General features: G+C 53.9%; 15 protein-coding genes. All 15 read left to right on the top strand.

Annotated elements, in window-relative coordinates:
- The first annotated feature begins 28 nt into the window (after positions 1–28).
- The 15 genes from mobH (at position 29) to SUTH_RS09320 (ending at position 21,164) form a co-directional block, all read left to right on the top strand.
- Positions 29–2,083 (top strand): MobH family relaxase, encoded by a 2,055-nt coding sequence (gene mobH, locus SUTH_RS09385; protein WP_041098809.1) that lies wholly within the window; start codon positions 29–31, stop codon positions 2,081–2,083.
- A gap of 201 nt (positions 2,084–2,284) precedes the next feature.
- The gene (locus SUTH_RS09380) at positions 2,285–3,280 is read left to right on the top strand and encodes a helix-turn-helix transcriptional regulator (RefSeq protein WP_041098807.1); all 996 of its coding nucleotides are present in this window, start codon (positions 2,285–2,287) and stop codon (positions 3,278–3,280) included.
- Positions 3,277–3,798 carry a hypothetical protein gene (locus SUTH_RS19410; RefSeq protein WP_148312898.1) on the top strand — a complete coding sequence of 174 codons (522 nt, stop codon included), beginning with the start codon at positions 3,277–3,279 and terminating at the stop codon, positions 3,796–3,798. Before SUTH_RS09380 ends, SUTH_RS19410 begins: the two co-directional genes overlap by 4 nt.
- 120 nt (positions 3,799–3,918) lie before the next feature.
- Complete coding sequence (locus tag SUTH_RS18425) at positions 3,919–5,277, top strand: vWA domain-containing protein (protein ID WP_052473481.1); 1,359 nt, start codon at positions 3,919–3,921, stop codon at positions 5,275–5,277.
- A 54-nt stretch (positions 5,278–5,331) separates the two neighbouring features.
- Positions 5,332–6,174 carry an SIR2 family NAD-dependent protein deacylase gene (locus SUTH_RS09370; RefSeq protein WP_041098805.1) on the top strand — a complete coding sequence of 281 codons (843 nt, stop codon included), beginning with the start codon at positions 5,332–5,334 and terminating at the stop codon, positions 6,172–6,174.
- The gene (locus SUTH_RS18815) at positions 6,168–7,949 is read left to right on the top strand and encodes an ADP-ribosylglycohydrolase family protein (protein ID WP_070099335.1); all 1,782 of its coding nucleotides are present in this window, start codon (positions 6,168–6,170) and stop codon (positions 7,947–7,949) included. The genes SUTH_RS09370 and SUTH_RS18815 overlap by 7 nt, the downstream gene beginning before the upstream one ends.
- Positions 7,946–8,494, top strand: a complete 549-nt coding sequence (locus tag SUTH_RS09360; protein WP_041098803.1) for an HD domain-containing protein — start codon at positions 7,946–7,948, stop codon at positions 8,492–8,494. The genes SUTH_RS18815 and SUTH_RS09360 overlap by 4 nt, the downstream gene beginning before the upstream one ends.
- Before the next feature lie 24 nt (positions 8,495–8,518).
- Positions 8,519–11,077: a tetratricopeptide repeat protein gene (locus tag SUTH_RS09355; protein ID WP_041098801.1), complete on the top strand. Its 2,559-nt coding sequence runs from the start codon at positions 8,519–8,521 to the stop codon at positions 11,075–11,077.
- A gap of 76 nt (positions 11,078–11,153) precedes the next feature.
- Positions 11,154–11,843 (top strand): hypothetical protein, encoded by a 690-nt coding sequence (locus SUTH_RS09350; protein WP_041098799.1) that lies wholly within the window; start codon positions 11,154–11,156, stop codon positions 11,841–11,843.
- 9 nt (positions 11,844–11,852) lie between these two features.
- Positions 11,853–13,571, top strand: a complete 1,719-nt coding sequence (locus SUTH_RS09345) for a M48 family metalloprotease (RefSeq protein ID WP_041098797.1) — start codon at positions 11,853–11,855, stop codon at positions 13,569–13,571.
- Positions 13,568–15,142 carry a hypothetical protein gene (locus SUTH_RS09340; protein WP_041098795.1) on the top strand — a complete coding sequence of 525 codons (1,575 nt, stop codon included), beginning with the start codon at positions 13,568–13,570 and terminating at the stop codon, positions 15,140–15,142. Before SUTH_RS09345 ends, SUTH_RS09340 begins: the two co-directional genes overlap by 4 nt.
- Positions 15,143–15,187: 45 nt before the next feature.
- Positions 15,188–15,979, top strand: a complete 792-nt coding sequence (locus SUTH_RS09335; protein WP_041098793.1) for a tetratricopeptide repeat protein — start codon at positions 15,188–15,190, stop codon at positions 15,977–15,979.
- A complete protein-coding gene (locus SUTH_RS09330; protein ID WP_148312897.1) occupies positions 15,976–16,620 on the top strand; it encodes a hypothetical protein in 645 nt (214 codons plus the stop codon). The genes SUTH_RS09335 and SUTH_RS09330 overlap by 4 nt, the downstream gene beginning before the upstream one ends.
- Positions 16,621–16,844: 224 nt before the next feature.
- On the top strand, positions 16,845–19,757 hold the full coding sequence (locus tag SUTH_RS18420; RefSeq protein WP_052473480.1) for an McrB family protein: 2,913 nt from the start codon (positions 16,845–16,847) through the stop codon (positions 19,755–19,757).
- A gap of 3 nt (positions 19,758–19,760) precedes the next feature.
- Entirely contained in the window at positions 19,761–21,164 is a 1,404-nt protein-coding gene (locus SUTH_RS09320; protein WP_197539567.1) for an McrC family protein, read from the top strand.
- Positions 21,165–21,379: the final 215 nt, after the last annotated feature.

Raw genomic sequence — 21,379 nt, 5'->3', positions numbered from 1 at the left:
ATTCCGAGAGATTGATCCCGTGTTCAGGATGTTGAGGCGCGTCATCGGCAAAGAAGACGAGAGCGTCATCGATCCGTCGCCTATCCCTATGCTTTCGAATCCGGTGGAAGAAGACATACCTCGCTACCCGCCATTTATGAAAGGTCTGCCAGCAACTTCGCCGGATCGATTGCTGGAGACGCAATGGGAGTTGATCGGTCAGATTCAGGAGTCAGGGTTGGCATCCAGGGAAATCTTCGATCAGTACTACCTTTCCCCATTACGCAGCCTCGCTTCCTATGTGCACCTGTTGCCGGCCAGCGAAAGCCATCATCACAGGGGGGCGGGTGGCTTGTTTAGGCATGCTGTCGAAGTGGCTCTTTGGTCCCTGCAACTTGGCGATCGCGTGTTACTGCCAGGCGACCAGACCCCAAGACGCCGTCGCGAGATTGAGCCGCGCTGGCATGTGGCGGTCTTCCTGTCAGCACTGTGTCACGACATCGGCAAACCGATAACGGACCTGAAAGTTACCAGCCAGGATGGCGAAAAATCCTGGAACCCGTTTGCAGAGGATCTGTATTCCTGGGCAAGTGCCAATGCGGTCGACCACTACTTCCTGCACTGGCGGCCCAATCGCGGTCGCGACCATACCTCGGTGTCGATACTCCTGGCCGAAAGGATCATCGGTCGCAACACCATGGGGTGGATCTATGGCGGTGATCCCGAGTTGGTGCTGTGGATGACGGAGTCGATCGCGTGTCAGCCAAGCCAGACCAACATGATTCACAACTTGGTGGTACGTTCCGATCAGGTTAGCGTTGCCCGCGATATGGAAACCTTGGGTAGCGTTTTCGCGGGATACGACATCGGGGTTCCTGTCGAACGCATGCTCCTCGACATCATGCGACGGCTCGTGCGCGAAAGTACGTGGACGGTCAATGTGCCGGGGTCGCGACTCTGGTTCATGGAAGGCCATCTCTATCTGGTCTGGCCGATCGCCGGCGAAGAAATGGCCGCAGTCATCAACCGGGAGAAACTACCCGGACTGCCCAGGACGCCCAACAGCATCCTGGACATGCTGACAGAACGGAAGCTGGCAGAGATCAAGGGGGACGGCAGCGGGGAAGGGCGATATTGGCAGATCGCCCCGGCGCCCTTGACTGAGAAAATCCCGCACATTCGACTGACAGCCATCCGTATATCAAAACCATCCACAGTCCTCGATCAGTTACCGGTGCCAATTGCAGGTCGATTGGTAGACGATAAAGCATCCGCTATCCCAAACCAGGATCAGAATCCCAGCGAAGAATTGAACGTGTTGCCAAATCAGGTTCCTAACAATCCTGTTGCACCGGTGACTAAAGCGGTATCGGTCCCGACCGAATGTTCATCGATGAATACGGGGGCGAGTTTTCCGGAAGATGAACTTGGGGTACTGCTGAAGGGGATAGCCGAGGATTTCCGGGCAGGAAGGCGTGACAGGAAAAAGCTGACTTATCTTGATGAGACGGGTGTCCTTTGCCTGAAATGGCCTGACATCATCAAGGACCGAGGTATGGAGAGCAGGGCAGTTCTGGATTATCTCGGGAGTCGCGAATGGTTGGTCGTCGATCCCATGCAGCCATTCAGGCGGGTGACGGAAGTGCGTGTCGGAATCGGCGCCCCCTGGAAGGTCATTCGTGTTCAACCGGTCCTGCGCGAGTTGCTTGGGATTTCCTCAGAGTCAATCAAGAAATTGCCAGGTGTCCAAAAGGCGGCAGCAGAAACAAAGGCGATAGTCACTGAGGAAATCAGTCCGAAGCTCGCGATCATGCAAATCGCGGAGACGGAAGATGCGAACGCGAAAAGACTGATCGAAAAGAAGATGAAACTGCTGGACGAGGTAATTTCAGTCCTGATCGAAACTGTCCGTGGTAAATCTGTTGATGCGATCGAGGAGGAGGGGGGATTGCTGATCGCCGTCAGCGATGTCGAGGCGATACTGAAAAATCGAGTGAAAGTCTCGCGTGCTCAGATACTCGGATTACAACGGCTGAATCCTCAGCGCTTCAATACCGTTGAGCGGAATAGGATCGTCTATTTTCGGCTGACCAATACCCCGTAATTCGCCCCGCCTATAATTCTCGCCGACGCTATGTAAAGGCTCATTCCGGTCACTTGGCAATGGGGAAGTTGATGGACAACAGGTCCGTCAATCCTCTTGAACCGGAGGTAGGATCACGTGCGGTATGCTAGTCACCCCGAATCGGGTCTTATGTCGTTTAATTCGAGGCGGAATGAACAGCGACTTACGGGCAAATAACCGATGAAAAAGGCTGACCGAATCTACAAACTGCATAACTTGTTGCAAAACAGGCGGTTCATTACGCGCAAGGAATTGCAGAGCACCCTCGAGGTCGCTAGGGCGACTCTCACACGGGATATTGAGTTTCTACGCAGTCAGATGAATGCTCCCGTGGTCTATGACCCCGATCTTGGCGGTTATTTTCTGGATAAGAAGTCCGCTATCAATGGAATGCATGAGTTGCCTGGCCTGTGGTTCAACGAGACGGAAATCAATGCACTCCTTGCCATTGAAGGTCTTCTTGAATCGATACAACCGGGACTACTTGGTCCCCACATCGCGCCACTCAAAAAGCGCCTGGAGCAGTTACTCAGTAAAGGTAAACACGCTCCCAACGAGATCCGGAAGCGAATTCTTCTGCTTCCATCCAATCCACGAAAACTCACCCTTGAGCATTTTGAAGAGTGTGCCTCAGCGACGTTGTCGCGACAACGCCTCCGTCTCAGTCACTACGACAGGCACCTGGATACCACTGTTGATCGGGACGTTTCTCCCCAGCGCCTGGTTCGCTACAAGGAAAACTGGTACCTCGATACGTGGTGTCACCTGAGGAATGCAATTCGAACCTTTTCCGTGGATGCCATTCGCGGAGCAACTACGCTCGACCAGTCAGCTGTTGATGTCGCAGATGAGGAACTGGATGCAGTGCTGGGCGCCGGATACGGCATTTACGCCGGCCGCGAAGTGCAATGGGCGACTTTGAGATTTAGTCCGTGGCAAGCGCGCTGGACTTCGCAGGAAACCTGGCATGTGGACCAGCGAAGCCATTGGGAGCCTGACGGTAGTTACATCCTTGAAATTCCATACAGTGGTGATGGCGAGTTAGTCATGGATATTCTGAAATACGGGCCCGAGGTAGAGGTGCTGGAGCCTCCGGCGTTGCGCCAAATGATCATTAATCGTCTAGAGGTAGCAGCTGAGGCATATCGGGCTGGGAAGGCAGTGGAATCCAAATGAGCATGGTTGACAACATACATTCCAGTCGCCGAGAAAACTTGATCGAACATGTATTTATCGGTGAAGTGCTGCGACACCTATGGAGACTCGGATGCCATGAGGTGGACGTCTTACGGGCAGAAACAGATGCTGGTGGTTACGATTTGGTGATCGAAGCCAACTCGATTATTCGTCACATTCAACTGAAATCATCAGCATTGCAAGCAACCACTAGTAGTCAGAAGGTTCATGAGGAACTTTGGAAAAAGCCTTGTGGCTGTGTCATTTGGGTGAGATTCGACCCAGTATCGATGTCGATTGGTCCTTATCGATGGCATGGTGCTCGGCCTGGTACGGCGCTCACTGAGAGATCGAAACCAAGCGATTTTAAGATCGCAAAGCACGCCAAAGGTAATTCAAAGGGCGTGAAAACTGAACGCAAAAACATTCGGGTCATCAATTCCGGGAAATTCGACAAGCTAGATTCCATTGCCGAACTGGTAGAGCATCTTTTCAACATCCCGTCTCAGGCTGTTTAGAAATATCAATCCCCAATGCCTTGTGCGGCAAGGCTTTCCGCCATGCTCACTTGGTGAGCCTGCCACCCCGTATCTTGTCTCCCATGCCCCGACACTTACGTCGGGCGAACAGGAGACCAGATGTCCACCAACAACGTTTCCCAGCTTCTCATCACTCCGCTCAAGCCTGCCCTGATCCAAGGTATGGCCCAGAAACTTCAAGTATTGGTGCGCACTCAGGCGCCTGATCCTGACCCCGTCAACAAAGTTGATCGCAAACCGTATCACCTGTCGTTGGTCATCGACCGCTCCGGGTCGATGTCGGGCGCCCCACTCATCGAGGCAGTCCGTTGCGCCAAGTACATTGTGGACCAACTGGATCCAAAGGATCTCGCTTCACTGGTTGTCTTTGACAACAACATCAGGACCCTCGTGGATGCGGTTGCTGTCGGTGACCGGAAGCACCTGCACCGTGCGCTATCGCAGATCCGGCCCGGAGGAAACACGAACCTCTACGGCGGCTGGAAATCAGGCATGGAATCCTTGCAACCCAAGGCGATGGAAGCGGCCTTGGCGCGGGTGATTCTGCTGTCGGACGGTAACGCCAACGAAGGTGAAACCACCGAAACCGACGCGATTGCCAGTTACTGCGCCGATGCGGCTACGAAGGGGGTGACGACTTCCACTTATGGCCTGGGGCGGGATTTCAACGAGCAACTGATGGTCGAGATGGGCAAACGAGGAGCCGGGAATCACTACTACGGCGATACGGCAGCAGATCTGTTCGAGCCGTTTGCCGAGGAGTTCGATCTGATCAGCAACCTTTATGCGCGGCATGTTCGGCTTTCCTTGGCCGCGCCTCAAGGCGTCAAGATCACACTGATTAACGACTATCCCGTTGAGGAACGCGACGGCTTCCCATTGATCCGTTTGCCGGATATCCCGTGGGGTGCTGAAGCATGGGCGCTGGTCGAACTCGAAATTCCGGCCGGCCTGGCCTTGGAGTCAGGTAACCAGATTCTGCAAGCCGCCGTTTCTGCCAGCACCGTTGATGGGGCGCCGATTTCGTTCCAGGATGCAGCGCTGGCGCTCAAAGCCCTCTCTCCGCAAGCCTGGGAAGCGTTGCTGGACGATCCACTTGTTCGGTCCCGTCTTACCGAATTGGAAGCCGGCAAATTCCTTGATCAAGCCCGGGCAGCCGCCGAGTACGGTGATTGGGATGCAATCCAGAAGATGATCGCTGAGGCACAGAAGCGCTTTGCCGATCATCCATGGGTGATGGAGGTCTTGTCTGAGATGGCCGATCTCGCCAAGGCAATGGACGGCGCGCGGTTCCGGAAGGAGGCGCTCTATTCATCTGGAAAGATGAGTCGCCGGCTTTCTGCAAAGGAAGAAATGCTGGCCAACCTTGCCTCCGAATCGTCATCGGCAAGTTACCTGCGGCGCAAGAAAGCCCAAGGTAAGGCGCAGTTTGACAACCGCCCGGATGGGACAATCTAGGCTTGGCGAGGAAAAGATCACAATCCATTAGTCATGGTAGAAACTAGAAACTCAATGCTTGAATCTGATCTCATCGAGAAACTTCACGATTGCCAGAAGGTGGTCGTGTTTACGGGGGCGGGGATATCTGCTGAAAGCGGTATCCCTACCTTCCGTGATGCCCAGACCGGCTTGTGGTCGAAGTTCAACCCTCAAGACGTCGCCAGTACCGAGGCCTTCCGCAAAAACCCGCAGTTGGTGTGGGACTGGTATGTCCATCGGGCGGAGTTCGTTCGGAATGCCGAGCCCAATCCAGGCCACAAAGCCGTGTCGACGCTGCAGGCGTGTGTAGCCGACCTCACAGTCATTACTCAGAACATCGACAACCTGCATCAGAGGGCTGCAACCCGCAATGTTCTGGAATTGCATGGCAGCCTGTTCCGGCTGAAGGCCTTTGTGGATACGGACGAGTTGTTTGCCGGTGACACCAGTCCGATCATCTGCCACATTTGCGATGGATACGCGACCTATGATGAATGTGACCCCTATGCATCCAAAGAAGATCTCGCAGCGATCGAACTCCGAGCCGGGCCAGTACCACGGTGCCCGGGGTGCGGCGCATTGCTGCGCCCTGACATCGTCTGGTTTGGTGAGCCCCTGGACATCGATATCCTTGACGGTGCGACGCGGCTCGCGGATACCTGTGACCTTCTGATCTGCATCGGTAGTTCATTGGAAGTGCAACCCGCCGCCAGCATTCCAGTCAGGGCCAAGTTGGCTGGCGCAACGATCATCGAGATCAATCCCGAGCCGACATCACTTTCATCGCACGCCGATGTTTTTCTGCAAGGCAAGGCGGCCGAGATTCTTCCAGCCTTTGTCAATGTGGTCTGGAACAATGGGGAAACGTCATGCTAGGCGCCGTCATTGGTGACATCGTCGGCTCGGTTTACGAGTTCAACAACTACAAGGCAAAGGACTTCGATCCGTTCTTTCAACCCGGATGCTTCTTTACCGACGACACGGTATGTACTGCAGCAGTAGCCGATTCATTGACTCGGCACATTGATCCGGCTGTCGCACTGCGGGAATGGGGGCGACGCTACTGGGAGAATGGCGGTTGGGGAATGCGGTTTGCTCAATGGTTGGGCGATGATGATGAGGGTCCCTACAACAGCTACGGCAATGGTGCCGGTATGCGGGTTTCTCCCGCAGGATTCCTGGCAAGAACCCTTGAGGAAGCCGTGTGGCTCTCCGATCACGTCACCGGGGTAACTCACAACCACCCACAAGGTATGCGTGGGGCTGCGGCAACTGCAGCGGCGATCTATTGGGCGCGGACAGGGCTGAGTGCATCTGAGATCCGAGCAAACATCACAAAGCAATTCGGTTACGACCTAAGTCAATCGGTTGATGAGATTCGTCCCTGGTATCGCTATAACGAGCGTGCTCTGGATACGGTTCCCCAGGCCTTGACCTGCGCACTGGAGGCGACAAACTTCGAAGATGCCATCAGGAATTCGATTTCCATCGGTGGTGACAGCGACACCATTGCGGCAATTGCCGGAGGTCTGGCCGAAGCACTTTTCGGGATCCCGGAATCAATGGCTCGTCTGGCCTGGCTGAAATTGCCGGAAGACATACAAGCCGCACTCACCAGGCTCTATGAAATCGCTGAACAACGGGCAAAGGTCTCACGGCCAGCAGACATCACCGTCGTACTTGGGGATATCACCAAGCAGATCGATTGCGATGGCCTCGTCAATTCTGCCAACGAGAATCTCAGGGAAGGATCCGGGGTTTGCGGTGCTATCCACCGAGCGGCAGGCAAAGAACTCGAGGAGCATTGTCGAGCCCACGCGCCACTGGCATTGGCCAATGCAGTTGCCACCCCGGCTTTTGGATTACGCGCGAATCAAGTGATTCACACCCGAGGCCCCAAGTATCTGTTTGATCCTGAACCGGCTCATCACCTGGCCCTTGCCATGAGAAATACCCTCATCGTCGCAGACCGGGAAAAACTGAAACGCCTTGCCATTCCGGCAATCTCGATGGGCGTATATGCATACCCTCCTGAGGAGGCCGTGCCGATTCTTGTTGAAACGGCCCGTCAGATGCGTCCCCGGCTTCATTACATCGAGGAAATTCGATTCGTCGTTCTACAAGAAAGCTTGCGCGACTTATTTCAACATCACATTCGGGGCGACGCCTGTGATGCTGGATCCGACCGCGTAATCACTTCTGATCTGCTTGAGTTCCTCAAGGGGCACTACCGTTTGGACTGGAATGGAATCCATGGCGTCAAACATTGGTCCCGCGTTCGCGCCAATGGCCTGGCACTGGCCAAGTCCACCGGGGCAAACACTACCGTAGTTGAGCTATTTGCTTTCTTGCACGACAGTTGTCGGGAGAACGATGGCCGCGACCCTTTTCACGGAAGCCGGGCGGCTGAACTGGTGACCCAACTACAAGGTGCCTTGATCAACCTCGATGCATGCGAACTTGAACTCCTGAAAATTGCATGCAAGGGCCACACACATGAGTCAGGCCATGGGGATCCGACGGTTGCTACATGTTGGGATGCCGACAGGCTCGACCTGATTCGAATTGACATCATGCCCGATCCGGACCGGCTATGTACGAAAGCAGGAAAGGCGAGATGCATCGACCTTATTGAAAGCGCACAGCAATGACATCGTCCATTCTGACCTACAGCGGCAAGTTATTCGATGTCCTCAATCCTGACCCGGAACTGATTGACCTTCAGGACATTGCTGCTGCACTTTCCAAGCTCTGTCGGTTCGGTGGGCACTGCCGTCACTTCTACAGTGTGGCTGAACATAGCGTTTTGACTTCTGATTTGATCCGCCAGTGCAATCCGGAGGACAGAATGCTCGCGAAGTGGGCTCTTCTGCATGATGCCAGCGAAGCCTACATGGTGGACATTCCTCGACCAGTAAAGCGCCAGCTTCAAGAATACGTGAGACTGGAAGATGCCATCCAGCAAAAGATCGCTGAGAGATTCTCTCTTCCGTGGCCAATGCCAGACGAGGTGCATCAGGCCGACACCGACATGCTGGCTTTAGAACTACGTGCTTACATGCCGGCGAATCCAAATATCCAAAACCAGTTGATACCGTCACGGGAACTGGCGAGCGGCCTTCCCTCCGTACCGCTTTCACCGAATGCGGCAGAAGCCGATTTTCTTGTGCGTGCGCACTCTCTCGGCGTTATTTGAGCCGAATATTGGCAAGGTGCCCTCATGATCAAGTACGACGATCGCGAAATAGACCAGATCCTGTGGTCAGCAATTGAACACAGCGACTCCGCTGCAGACTTTGCTGCCTACCTTCGGCACAAGCCGGAGGGGGCCGCACATATTGATGACGCCAAGAAACGATTCCACGTCCTGGCAGATGGCAAATTCGACAACACCACGGCATTCGTGAGTGGCATCGACAAAATCAGGCTGAAGGCTGATGCCGGAAGCGCAACTGCCATGTTTCACATGGGGAAGTTCTCGGCCAATGGTACTGGCGTTGCCATGGACAGGAAACAAGCCGAGCAGTGGTATCTCAAAGCTGTAGCAGCCGGCGAACTACGCGCTTGCTGCAACCTGGGGTTGATGTACCTCGCCGGTGAAGGCGTCGCACAGGATAAGTCCAGGGGGTTCGAGTTGCTCAAGTCAGCATCGGATACCGGCGAACCTCTCGCTACAGCGCACATCGGCGTGATGAAGATTACAGGTGACGATTGCGAAGCAGATCCCAAGCTTGGACTTCAAATACTTGAATCTGCATTTGCTGATGGCCATGACCATGCGGGCATCCAGTTGGCCGAAGTGTTCTGCAGCGGGGAGTTTGTCGAGAAGGATATCGACCGTGGATTTGAGTGGTTCGAGAAGGCGGCGGCTCGTGACCCGTCATACCTCGCAACGCTAGGCCACCACCTTGTTACGGGAGCGAAAGGCAAGTTCGACCCTGAGCGAGGTGTTGCCATGCTTGAGAAGGCGATCAGCGACAGATACAAATATGCAGCTTTGTGGCTTGGCCGACTGTATGAGGAGGGAATTGGAATTCATAGAAGCCTACCGAAAGCTCGCCAATGGTATGAGACAGGGGTAGATCTCGATGTAACCGGCTGCATGATTGCACTCGGCATATTGAATCTTAAAAGTGTCGGCGAAAGTCGAAATACCTCTCGTAGCAAATCGTTTTTCGAGGAGGCCTGGCGATTAGGAGATAGCCGGGCAGCAGCAACTCTTGGTGAGATGTACCGCAAGGGTGATGGTGTCCTTGAAGATGACGCAATTGCGATTGATTGGTATCGCAAGGGAGCACATGCAGGGGATCCCGAATCCATTTTTTACTATGGATGGATGAACGAGGCAGGCAAAGGAACAAACAAGAATCCCAAAGAGGCTGAGAGGTGGTACCGAGTCGGAGCGGAAAGTGGAAATACAGTTGCACAAGTTCGGCTTGGTCGGCTTTATCTCCGAGGAGAAGGCATTCCGCGCAACGGTACTGAAGGAGTTCGTTGGCTGATGGCGGCAGTGGATTCAGGAAGCACTGAGGCAATGATGAGCCTCGGGACAACGTTCCAACATGGAATTGGTGTTATCAAGAATCCAGACGAGGGGTTCCGTTGGTTTATGCGGGCCGCTGAAGCCGGGAGTGCAGACGGTGAGTCGATGGTGGCAGAACTCCTATATAGGGGTGACGGTGTCGAACTCAATCAGGAAGAGGCCGCGAGATGGTGCATGAAAGCCGCAGAGCGAGGCCAAGCATTTGCTCAGGGAATGATGGGGTTTCTATACACCACCGGCGCTGGTGTTCCGCAAAATGATGATGAGGCATTCAAATGGTCACAGATGTCTGCCCTTCAGGAAGACAATGGTGGGCAATGGATGTTGGCCGAGTGCTATCTATGGGGTCGAGGTACGTCGAAAGATGCAGCAAAGGCTCGCGAGTGGTTGGTCAAATCCGCTAAAGCCGGCTATTTCCGCAGTCAGCGTAGATTGGCTGAGATCTACTACTACGGCCTCGACGTCGAGCGCAATTATCCAGAGGCCGGCCGCTGGGCCAGCCTTGCAGCGGATCAAGGAGACGCCGAGGCTCAAACGATCGTCGGTGAGATGTTTGTTTTTGGGAACGGGGTCGAACCCGACCCAGCCGCCGGCGCGAAATGGTTGCTTGCAGCGGCTGACCAAGGTAATTCGAAAGCCCAAGGGTTACTCGGTGTTATGCACGCAGAGGGTGTGGGCGTTAAGCGGGACTGGATTCACGCGCTCAAATGGCTAAAGAAGGCTGCTGAGAACAGTGATGAGCGCGCGCTCGACTTCCTCAAGGAAAACGGCGTCGACTTCCAGCCAGGCCAAGGCACAAACGGCAAGCGGCGAATTTCTCCTGACGAACCTGTAGCAAAAAATCCCAATTTCGATGTGACGCTCATTGCTGGTGAATGGCTGACAAGAACTGACGATCCAGAAATGGATGTCGCTACGGTTTTCAATTCCGATGGTACGTTTCAGGCTGAAGGCAAATGTGAGGGCCTGGACACATGGCACTACAGCGGTCGTTGGCAGGTAGAGGGCGATAAATTACTTTGGGATGTCCTGGAATCAGACATGCCATTCCCCTTCGATGGCGATATGGATGACAGCGTTTTGTCGATATCGACTACAGAAATGATAGCGAAGGACGCTGATGGAAAACTAACCACGTATCGACGCAAGCTTTCCGCTGGGGATCAGAGACCCCATGAGCCAGTTGAGAAAATTGTTCGATTGGTGTCACGCAACGGCGACAAGGCTGGAGCCTGACCGCATGCCCGCCGTATTACCCATGCAACCCACGCCCAGATGGTTGCACTCCATCTCCGCTGAGCATGCATTGCCAATGGCAGACCTGCTCAATGGATCGGTGTACTACCCGGCATGCGGTATTGATGGTCGTCCAGTGCAATACCTTGGAGGCTTCAGTAACAGTTTCATCTATGCTGACTACGGATACCCGTCCGACAAAATCGAGAGCCTGCTAAAGGCAGACGGGGCTTTCGCAGGCTACAGAATCAAATCCTCTCGTCTCCTGCCGCCGGATGAACTTCCGTTAGATCACGCCTGGAATGACATTGACCTCAATGTGCATCTAGACGGGAATCCAAATAGATACAGGGAGAGGCAGGTGAAGCCTTATGCCTTTTGGTCTATTTTTCAGAGATTGTCTGACTTTCCTGATAGCCATGGACCCGAGTTATTCAGCCTGCTTTACTTGGCGGCAGATGGCGTGGCGGCATATCATGCGTTGTACCATTCCAATCGCGTAAAGCCGTCTGTAGTTGCAATCATCCAACCTGGGGAGGGATTTGGATGGAATTGGACACACTTTTTCGATTCGAGACAGATTTTCTGTCGGACCGTGATGGGTAATAAAGCCGGAAAACCGGATTACCTGCTCCTTGGGGCGCCATGGGCAAACCGAAAATTTCAGCGTGCGGTGGTGTGGCCAGGTTATGGCCATCTGATCAAGTTATGGAAGTCCTCGGGAGGTTATCTCGGGTTGTGGCAGACGGAAGACCAGAGCGTCTAGGGAAAAGAGATGTCAAAGAAGAGCCAAGAAATCGCCGAGCACTATGCCGGTCTGCAGACGTATGAACTGCTAGAGCGGTACCTTTCAGGGAATATCACTGACGAGGCGCGCAAAATCGCGCTCGCCGAATTCCAGAAGCGAGGCGTCGATCCAACCGATCCCAATGTCCTGGCCAAGGCGCAGGCCGAAGCTGAACTGGCGGCATATGAGCGAAAGAGAAACACATCGCCAGAAGAAGTATCGCAGCAAGAAACCGGAAAACTAGTACTCACCGTCCTGATGGTTGCAGTAATCCCGATTATCGGGTGGCTGCTGGGATACTTCAGCGAATTGAATCTGCAGCAGCAGTTTGTCAAAGTCGTCAATCGGCAATTCGGTGCTGCAGGTCTGGAGCAACTCAACTCGCTTCGCGCATATTGTGAAGCATCCGGTTCGTCTCAGGAATCGATTTGCGCGAGACTGGAACACATATCTTGGCTGCAAAACGCAAGCATCGCTGCCTTGGCTGCGGGGATATTGCTCCTGATTGCCATCATCCTTGCCGCCCGGAAGGCAGCAGTTGATCGTCAGCTATTGCTGAGGGTATTTTCACCACTGCGCGTTGGGATGTTGTTTGCCCTGTTCATTTTGATCTTGGTTCAGGGCGCTATCGCCAGCTACGGCGCATACATCTTCGAAGCCACAGCTATTCACCGAGTCCACTGGTATGTCATCGGAGCCATCGCCGTAGGTGCTTTTATCGGCGCTTTCACGATGCTTGAGGCGGGTCTGTCGATCTCAAAAAACCTGTCAACCTCAATCATCGGCAAATCCGTAAGCCGGGATCAGCAACAGACGCTCTGGAACCATGTGGAGGAGATTGCCAAAAAACTGGGCGCCACACCACCAAACAATATTGTTCTCGGCCTCGAACCAAATTTCTATGTCACGGCATCTGAAGTCAAAACATATCCGGGGCCGGTGTCGCAAACAGGTACGACGCTCTACCTATCACTACCTCTAATGCGAATTCTCTCTGTTCCAGAGTTGTCAGCGGTAATTGGACACGAGCTTGGTCATTTTCGTGGTCAGGATACGGACTTCAGCCTTCGTTTCTATCCGATCTATGCTGGCACAGCTCAGGCCCTTCAAGCACTGAATAGCGACGGTGACGGCAAACCCCAGGAGTTCGGACTCAAGTCGATCGGCCTGATCCCAGCGACAGCGCTCCTTTCCTTCTTCATGGGGCAGTTTGCAAAGGCAGAACGAACAATTGGGCGCGACCGCGAACTCGAAGCCGATAAAGCAGGCGCCTCTGTCGCATCGTCCAGCGCCTTGGCCACCTCGCTGATCAAGGTGGCGGCCTACGCACCGGCGTGGAGTCTTATTCGTTCTGCAATGGTTGAAGCACTACAAGAACAAAAGGCATATCAGAACACCAGTTCGATGTTCCATGAGATTGTTGTCAAGAATTCAAAGTCAGAGATTTTTGACGGCATTGGCGCATCGGTGGCTGTCCACCCAACGGACACGCACCCCTCAACGGAAATACGTCTATCCGCTCTTGGTCATTCGATGGAAGACTTTCTAATCGATGACCTTCGTCCCGCCAGTGTATTGATCGAGACATCGGTGAGCCTCGTTCATGACTTAGACCAAATTGAAGAAGAACTCACGCTGATGGAACATCAAGCGTTGGTCGCAATGGGAGTCGGAAAATCAGCGAAACATGAGGAAGTCCAGTCATGAAAATATTGCGCCATTTGATGGCGGTTGCAATCCTGACCGTTAGTACGATAGCAACCCCGCAACTCTCTCTGGCGGCTTCTGCGGAACGGATATCCGTGATGGAGTCGAAGTTTGGCGTTCTTTTCACCGCCAAGGAAAAAGCCCCACGGCTCATCCGGGTGGTGGAGGTGCCGAATGCCGAGGGTATTGCCTACGGCTGGATACTTCGCATCAAGAAAAGCGAGAAGCCCTCGGAGATTTCCGAGGTTCTACGGATGCCTGCGCCGGCAAAGAATGTCCATGTGAACGTGGCCAAGACATCCCTTAGCAAAGATGGCCGAACGCTTACGACACGTATCGATGTTGATGCGAGCGAAGAAGTGATCGGGAACTTCTGGACAGTGGCCCCCGATGATCCCATCGGCCAATACACGATCGAGATCAAACAATCAGGCGCCGTCCTGGCAAAGTTCGACTTCGAGATCGTCAAGAAATCGAAAGAGGAGGTGCTTCGATCCTCACTGGAAATCCGCGAGCGAGAGTACTTCGCCCGAGTAGCAGAAGGCGCTGAACAGCCTGAAGCGAGTGCGATCGGCCCTATCAAGGATTGCGAGAAGAGGACATACGATCGCGCTTGTCTGATCGAGAACGCGACCGCGTCTCTAACTGCTGAGAGTTCTGGACTCAGCCGAGTTCTTGAGTACTTCGGGCGGGAAAGCGATGGCTCGGCCAGACGTCTGATGACGCTGACGCGAGGAATCAAGCCCACCAAAGATGGCTATGCCGAACTTGAGCCATTCATCCATGCGTCGTCTTACTACATCGTCAATGGCGACGAAAAGGCCGCGACAATTGAACGTGACCGATTCGTCGACGAACTTGAAAAGGTGCTTCGGCAGGGAAGCTTCTCCAACAAGGCCGACAACATCATGTTGTACTGCGCAACTATCGCATCGGCTCCGAAAGCAGGTGCTGCTTTGTGGATCCCGGTTGTACAGAAATACTGCAACCTGAAGAAACTCGATGAACTGGCTTTCGGCTTGGATAGTGCCGAGAAGAACTTCATGCCGCTCCTGAAGACCATCGTCGCAGCCCATGAAAAGAACGAAGAGGTCTACAAGGAAAATATCGCCGAGGCGTTGAGTTTGGTGGACACCATGCGTCGATACGCAACGACCAGCATGAAAGAGACGGGTGCCAGTTCAGGAGAGATGAAGAACCTGCTCGACCGGTATTACATATTCCTTGCCAGGGCGTCGTTTTTCATGGGGCAATCCGAGGTCGGTGCGCGGGTCCTTTCCCATGTGAATCGCATCTCAGAGGAATTCCCCAGTTTGCCGGGTGATATGGACTCTTGGATTGATCTGAGAACCGAGACGGCTATTCAGTATCTCAGGCATGGGAAAAAGGAAATGGCGAAGGAATTGGTTGTCACCCTTACCAAGATCGGTGAAAACAAGAAATTCCGTAACTCGGCTGTGAAGGCATTTGCGTGTGCGGCGATTCTGCGCCAGCGAATCGAACTGGAAGAAAGTCGTCCGCAACCCCAGAAAGGGCCTGAACTGCCGACTAAGGGTCAAAATGCGGCCTGACCATTCCCGTCCAGATTTCCAATCGGCTATTGCAAGGATCGCTCTATGACACTTAAGACAAGCCGGTGTGCTGCTGCCCTCGGGTTGGTTGCTTCTTTACTTTGTAGTAACGCCAACGCACTCACATCGGGGCCGCCACCCATTTCGAAGTCAAGTTCATCTAGAGCTGGCGAGTTCGCCATACAGAAGGGCATCACGGATGATGACTTCCAGACCTCCGAGCGGTTGGATACTGCCTACGCCATGGCCAGGAAGGTAGTCGCCCAAGGTGACATGGCCAATGGCGTAAAGGCGCTTCGACTCGTTGCAGAGGCTGGGCACTTCTTGGCCATGCATGACCTGGGATTACTCCTGCGACAGGCAAACACGAAGGAGTCATTCGCCGAAGCCGCGATATGGTATCGACGCGCATCCGAGTGGCGAGGAATCGGATTTGCCGGCTCACAGAACAATCTCGGCGATATTTACGAGACCGGCGAAGGCCTTCCCAAGTCTGGTGGCGATGCAATTTATTGGTACACACGATCGGCTCTGCAGGGCGAGCCCACTGCCTACCTAAGTTTGGGTTCATGCTTTGCTGAGGGCTTCGGCGTAAGAAAGGACTTGGTCGAAGCCTATTTCTGGCTAACCCTTGCGGTACGGGAACTTGGGGCAGGCGGTAACCAGGAGGCCGCAGCCAAGCAACTCAAGGAAATCGAAAAGGCGATGAATGCTGCGCAGGTTGCAGAAGCGAAATCAAAAGCCGATCAGTTCAAGCCCTACTACCAAACCAAGCTCAAGATTGGGGATCCGTTCGAAAGGAACTCCAACGAGCAGCCATCGGGGGCCAGCAAATGAAAATGCGGTTTATTGCAGTCAGTGCGCTGATGCTACTAGCCGGCCAAGTACAGGCATTTCCGGTTGAGGCAATCACCTCGTTTTTCAAGTTGTTCAAGGGCGGTGGAACAGCGGCCAAGGAGGCCGCTACAGCCGCGACCGCGGGGCGAACTGCGGCCGAAGGTGCAACCGCCGCAAAGGGGGCGGCTGTTGCAACCGGCGTTGAGCATTTGCCAGCGAGTGATGCAGCGCTCAGATCGTCACCATTGCTTCAGACTGCGGTTGAACCAAAGCCGAATATGGCGGCAGAGCCAACCGGGAAGTCTGCTCGAGATGTAATCACCTTTAAGACGTTACGTGACCAAGCCGCCAAGGGAGATACCAAGGCCATAGCTCGTATGTCGTCCATGACCTCGAGCGGAAAAATTACCGACCCCGGTGAACCCTATCAGGGCTACTGGACATTCCAGGCTGCGCGTGCTCACGACCAAGCTGCGATAAAGATTGCGCAAACAGATTGCAGAAACAATGAAAGCTTAAGGCGGACCGACATGTGGTACGACTCTGAGTGCTCGTATCACGATGGCAGATTGTTTTACTCAGGCAAGATAAACACGCAATATTTTCCCTTGCGGCAGCAACCAGTATTCCCAAATCGATAGGACATCGTTCGTCATGGCACTTACTCAAATGCAACTCATCCAGTCCTTGGGCGAAGCAATGTCGTGGTTTGAGCGAGAGTTCTGTGAATCCAGGACCTGGTTGGTCGCGCCAAGACATTCAATTTTGATCTGGCTGGAAAGGAATAGCCTGACTAGTTCCGGTTTTGTAGCATGCCATGTGGAATCGAATATTTGAAGCGTAGTGATGCGCGGGAGGCGGGTTGATGGATGACTTGAAGGAGCATTACAGGCTCTGGGACGAGTTTCGAGAAAAGTGGCCGGTATCACGCCTCGCCAAGATGGAGCTACATGAGTACACCTCCGCTGGGTCAAAGGAGTCATTTACCTATTGGATCGAGAAGCGCCTAGAAGACCTTGGAAGCATTTGGGGCGGGTCGTCATTCAAATTCGGCGTCTTCTCGCGCAAAGACACCGACGACAAGAAAAGCAACGCCAAGTTGAGCTATTCCGGTTCCTACGGTTGGTACTCGTCGCTCGGTGCATCAGTAGAAGAAGCGTTCGAGAAGGTGCGCAGCTATGTCACCCAGGTTGCGACCATGGCAGAAAATGGCGATCTGGATGGCATTGAGGCTTTCGAGCATCTGGGTGAGGCCTTCAAGTGGAAGATTGCTTTTCACTACCAGAACCGCGAAGCACCGGTGATCGTAGACATCTTCAAGCGCGCACCGCTTGCAGCATATGTTGGCGGGTCCGCAAGTCAGAGCATGGCCGAGCTACAGCGTGCCGCTATATCCAAGTGCCCGGAGAATCTCGGCGTCCTGGAATATGGGAAGCAACTCTGGGAGGTATGGAGCAAGATGAACCTCGAAATCTGGAAGCTCTCGCATGGCAACTCCCCTGTGTTTACTGACGCCGAGCGCCAACAATATCTGAACGATGCTTGGGCTGTAATGGACCGTAATACCAACGCACCTGGTCCGGGCGATCAGCAAAAGGGCAAGCAAGGGAAGGACTTCGCGGAGGCGCCAGTCGGCACACTGTTCTATCTATGCCATGGCAACAGCCCACAATTGGTGGGTCAGTTCCTTTCAGAGGCCATCCCCTGCGACAAAGGGCCTGGATGGCTTAAACGGAAATACCGCGTTCTCAAGCAAGCGCAACGCAAAGATCGCTATACCGACAATAAGAAGGGCTGGTCACCGCAAGGGAACTCAACCTTCTGGAAGGTTGGCGAGGATGATCTGCCAGATTTTGAAAGTAGCTTGTTAAAGCCGTATTTCGCCACCGACCTGGCTGAATTGGCCAGTTTGAGCGGTGATCCGATTGATCCCATCGAACTTGAAACTCCACCAGACCTCTCGGATGAGGAAATCCTCAAACATTTCGACACCAACGCGGCTTTCAGAGAAAACCGGGCAACTTGGTCCGCGACGGAGGCATCTTTGTTTTGCCGACTAGCCAGAGCCGCGCATTCAGTCGGACTCGACTGGTGGCATGTTGGAATTAATACCCAGGTCAGATTCGGTCGTCGAGAGGCAGAGAGCGAACGTGCCTTCGCAGTTCTCGGAATCGTCAGAGGACGACGAACAAAGACGGTTACTTTGAAGGGGATTGGGGCGTTACCCGAACTTCATCGAGAGCCACTCACTGAAGAGGTGGTCGCAAGTTTAGAAACCTCGCTCGTCGCAGAGCGTAGCGCAATTAACACCTACTGCCCTTTGGCCTCAGCTAGGCCGGGCTATTGGCCTGATGAACTAGGAATCGAAGCACCGGATGAGCCGGAGACAAGCATGAAAGCTATCAATCGTATCTACTATGGTCCTCCTGGAACTGGAAAAACCTACAAGCTCAAGCAGCTGCTCAAGGCCGAGTATGAGCAAGGGCTGGATACCGTATCACCGGACGAATGGCGACGTCAGTTCATTGCCGAGCACTTTGCAAACCTGAAATGGTGGGAGGTGGCTGCCGCATCGCTGTATGCGCTGGCGGGAACAACTGGCAAGGTAAAGGTGAACGACCTCGCGGCACACGAGTTCGTACAGGCACTGGCGTCCAAGAAAGGTTCGCAGTCAGTCACGCCCACCCTTTGGCGGACATTGCAAAACCACACGATTGAGGAATCAACCACCGTTCGAATGAAGGTGCGTTTGTCTCCGGCGATCTTCGACAAGACCGAAGATTCGTATTGGCAGTTCGCAGGGGATTGGCAGAATGATTGCGCTCACATCATCGAGCTTATGGAGCGATTGAAGCAGGGACAGGAGTCAACGGGTGCCATTCAGCGCTACAGCTTTGTGACCTTCCATCAGTCTTACGGATACGAAGAGTTTGTCGAGGGCTTGCGGCCAATATTGGATAACAGCGACAACACACCTGGCCAAGTTCAATACGAAATTCGTCCAGGTGTTTTCAAGGAGTTGTGCCGGCGTGCTCGTCTGGCGCCTACCCAACGCTTCGCTATCGTCATCGATGAAATCAACCGGGGCAATATCAGCAAGATTTTCGGGGAGCTCATCACACTGATCGAAACGGATAAGCGTGAGGGGGCTGAGAATCCGATTTCAGTGATCCTTCCGTATTCGGGAGAGTCATTCTCTGTGCCCTCCAATGTCGACGTGATCGGCACCATGAATACTGCCGACCGCTCGCTTGCGCTATTGGATACGGCACTGCGGAGACGTTTTGATTTCGAAGCGATCATGCCGAATGTCAGCGATGTGCCAGGGGCACCGCTGCATAACCTGCGTGTCAGGATGGGTGACAAGACAATCGATGTCCCGCGCATGTTGGCGGCCATCAACGCCCGTATTGAGGCTTTGTATGACCGTGATCACACCATCGGGCACGCCTATTTCACATCTCTGCAGTCGATCCAGGATGAGCTTGAGAGGTTCAACGCCCTGACGGAGGTATTCCGCAATCGGATTCTGCCGTTGCTCGAAGAGTATTTCTTCGAAGATTGGCAGAAGATTCAGCTGGTGCTTGCCGATAACCAGAAGCAAACCAACGCGCGCTTCGTGGCTCAGTCGGCCGATCAGGAATCGGATCTCACCTGGTTGTTTGGTACGGGGCATGGTCTGGATTCCTACACCACGAAGCCTCGGTACCAGATTCAAGCATCCGCATTCAGCAACCCCGATGCCTATATCGGCATCTATGTAACCTTGGCTGACTAACCAGTGACGACGTTGCGCACCAACGGCATCACCATCTACGAGTACGACTCGCTCGTTTCGAGTGGACAACCCGTAGAGGCCGAAGGTTTGCATGCTGTACCCGCTAGAGTATTCAATTGGCTTGAAGAGTTGTGCCTGCGTAACTCCGAAAATGGTGACGCCGCATGGATTCGGCTCGTGCAGCGGAGAGGACGTCGAGCCCTGCAGCTGACAAACTATGTCGGTGTGATTAGATGTCCAGATAACTTCCAGCTCGAGGTACTTCCGAAGGTTGGGAAAGCCATTGGCGGTGGTGCCAAGGATGCACAGCAGCTCCTCATGGAAATGCTGCGCTGCCTGCGTGGTTTCAGACACATCCAGACAGAGAGTGCTCGGCTCAAGTCGGCCCGGATGCCGTTGTTGGAAGTCTTCATCGCAGAATTTCTGGCGGCCGTTGATCGAGTTGTCAAACGCGGACTGCGTAGCGACTACGCAATTCGCCAAGGAAGCTTGTTTGCACTACGCGGCAAGCTAATGATGGCCACTCACCTACGTGAGAACCTCCATCGAGCCGACCGCTTTTACACGGAACATGACGAATACTCGATTGATCGTCCTGAAAACCGACTGATTCATGCGGCCTTGCGGCGGGCGCTTGAATATTCTGTTTCCCGAGAGAACCAGCAGTTGGCCCGTGAGCTGTGCTTTACGTTCGCTGAGGTGCCGATTTCCACCCAGGTCCGAGTTGATTTTCAGCGAGTCCGTGTCGATCGTGGAATGACCCACTACGGGGATTCACTTGCCTGGGCACGACTGCTTCTCGATGAAGATTCGCCCCTTACTGGTTCTGGTCGTAATCGTGCCCCCTCACTGCTGTTCCCTATGGAAGCCGTGTTCGAGGCGTATGTGGCGAAGCATCTGCCCGCTCAACTGATGCCGAATCTTCAGCTGAGTACCCAGGCCCGTAGCCACCATCTTGTCCGACACATCGATCAGGACTGGTTCCTGCTCAAGCCAGACTTGGTTATCCGCAACAAGGAGCAGAATATCTGTGTGCTGGACACCAAGTGGAAGCTGCTCGACCGGAACAAAGGCACTGGGGCGGATAAGTACGAGCTTTCCCAGGCAGACTTCTATCAGCTGCAAGCGTATGGCCAGAGTTATCTGGACGGCGTCGGCGACGTCGTATTGATCTATCCCAAGACTGACAATTTCAGCGATCCCTTGCCCGTCTTCGTGTTTCCGAAGACAGAGGGACTGCGTCTCTGGGTCGTGCCGTTTTGCCTGAAGACTCGGCAACTCTTGCTGCCGCCAGACGTACCATTTGCCACGGCGTTCCAGGCTGCGAGTTCTACTACGGGAATATTCTCATCAGTTGATTTCGCTGCTCATGCCATTCCAGCGGAAACGGCTCAAACAGCCTCTTGAGCGTTAGGTGACGCTGGCAACGCACCATTTTCTCGGCCTCGACAATATATCAGTGCCTGAAATAGACATGCTCATTCAGTGAGCCCCGCCTTCGATAACCTACACGTATTGAGATTTCCAATAAATCGCGAGGCAACGTCAATGCATGACACGATATTGTGCGCGCTCACGCTCACTCTGTGAGCCTGCAGCACATCATGATTACTGACCTGCGG

It is taken from the genome of Sulfuritalea hydrogenivorans sk43H, from assembly GCF_000828635.1.
GTDB classification, from domain to species: domain Bacteria; phylum Pseudomonadota; class Gammaproteobacteria; order Burkholderiales; family Rhodocyclaceae; genus Sulfuritalea; species Sulfuritalea hydrogenivorans.
The sequence above is the reverse complement of the archived record's forward strand: the minus strand, read 5'-3'. Positions and strand labels throughout refer to the sequence as shown.

Coding starts and splice junctions, on each gene's coding strand:
- mobH (WP_041098809.1), top strand. CDS start 29: ATGTTGAGGCGCGTCATCGGCAAAGAAGACGAGAGCGTCATCGATCCG.
- SUTH_RS09380 (WP_041098807.1), top strand. CDS start 2,285: ATGAAAAAGGCTGACCGAATCTACAAACTGCATAACTTGTTGCAAAAC.
- SUTH_RS19410 (WP_148312898.1), top strand. CDS start 3,277: ATGAGCATGGTTGACAACATACATTCCAGTCGCCGAGAAAACTTGATC.
- SUTH_RS18425 (WP_052473481.1), top strand. CDS start 3,919: ATGTCCACCAACAACGTTTCCCAGCTTCTCATCACTCCGCTCAAGCCT.
- SUTH_RS09370 (WP_041098805.1), top strand. CDS start 5,332: ATGCTTGAATCTGATCTCATCGAGAAACTTCACGATTGCCAGAAGGTG.
- SUTH_RS18815 (WP_070099335.1), top strand. CDS start 6,168: ATGCTAGGCGCCGTCATTGGTGACATCGTCGGCTCGGTTTACGAGTTC.
- SUTH_RS09360 (WP_041098803.1), top strand. CDS start 7,946: ATGACATCGTCCATTCTGACCTACAGCGGCAAGTTATTCGATGTCCTC.
- SUTH_RS09355 (WP_041098801.1), top strand. CDS start 8,519: ATGATCAAGTACGACGATCGCGAAATAGACCAGATCCTGTGGTCAGCA.
- SUTH_RS09350 (WP_041098799.1), top strand. CDS start 11,154: ATGGCAGACCTGCTCAATGGATCGGTGTACTACCCGGCATGCGGTATT.
- SUTH_RS09345 (WP_041098797.1), top strand. CDS start 11,853: ATGTCAAAGAAGAGCCAAGAAATCGCCGAGCACTATGCCGGTCTGCAG.
- SUTH_RS09340 (WP_041098795.1), top strand. CDS start 13,568: ATGAAAATATTGCGCCATTTGATGGCGGTTGCAATCCTGACCGTTAGT.
- SUTH_RS09335 (WP_041098793.1), top strand. CDS start 15,188: ATGACACTTAAGACAAGCCGGTGTGCTGCTGCCCTCGGGTTGGTTGCT.
- SUTH_RS09330 (WP_148312897.1), top strand. CDS start 15,976: ATGAAAATGCGGTTTATTGCAGTCAGTGCGCTGATGCTACTAGCCGGC.
- SUTH_RS18420 (WP_052473480.1), top strand. CDS start 16,845: ATGGATGACTTGAAGGAGCATTACAGGCTCTGGGACGAGTTTCGAGAA.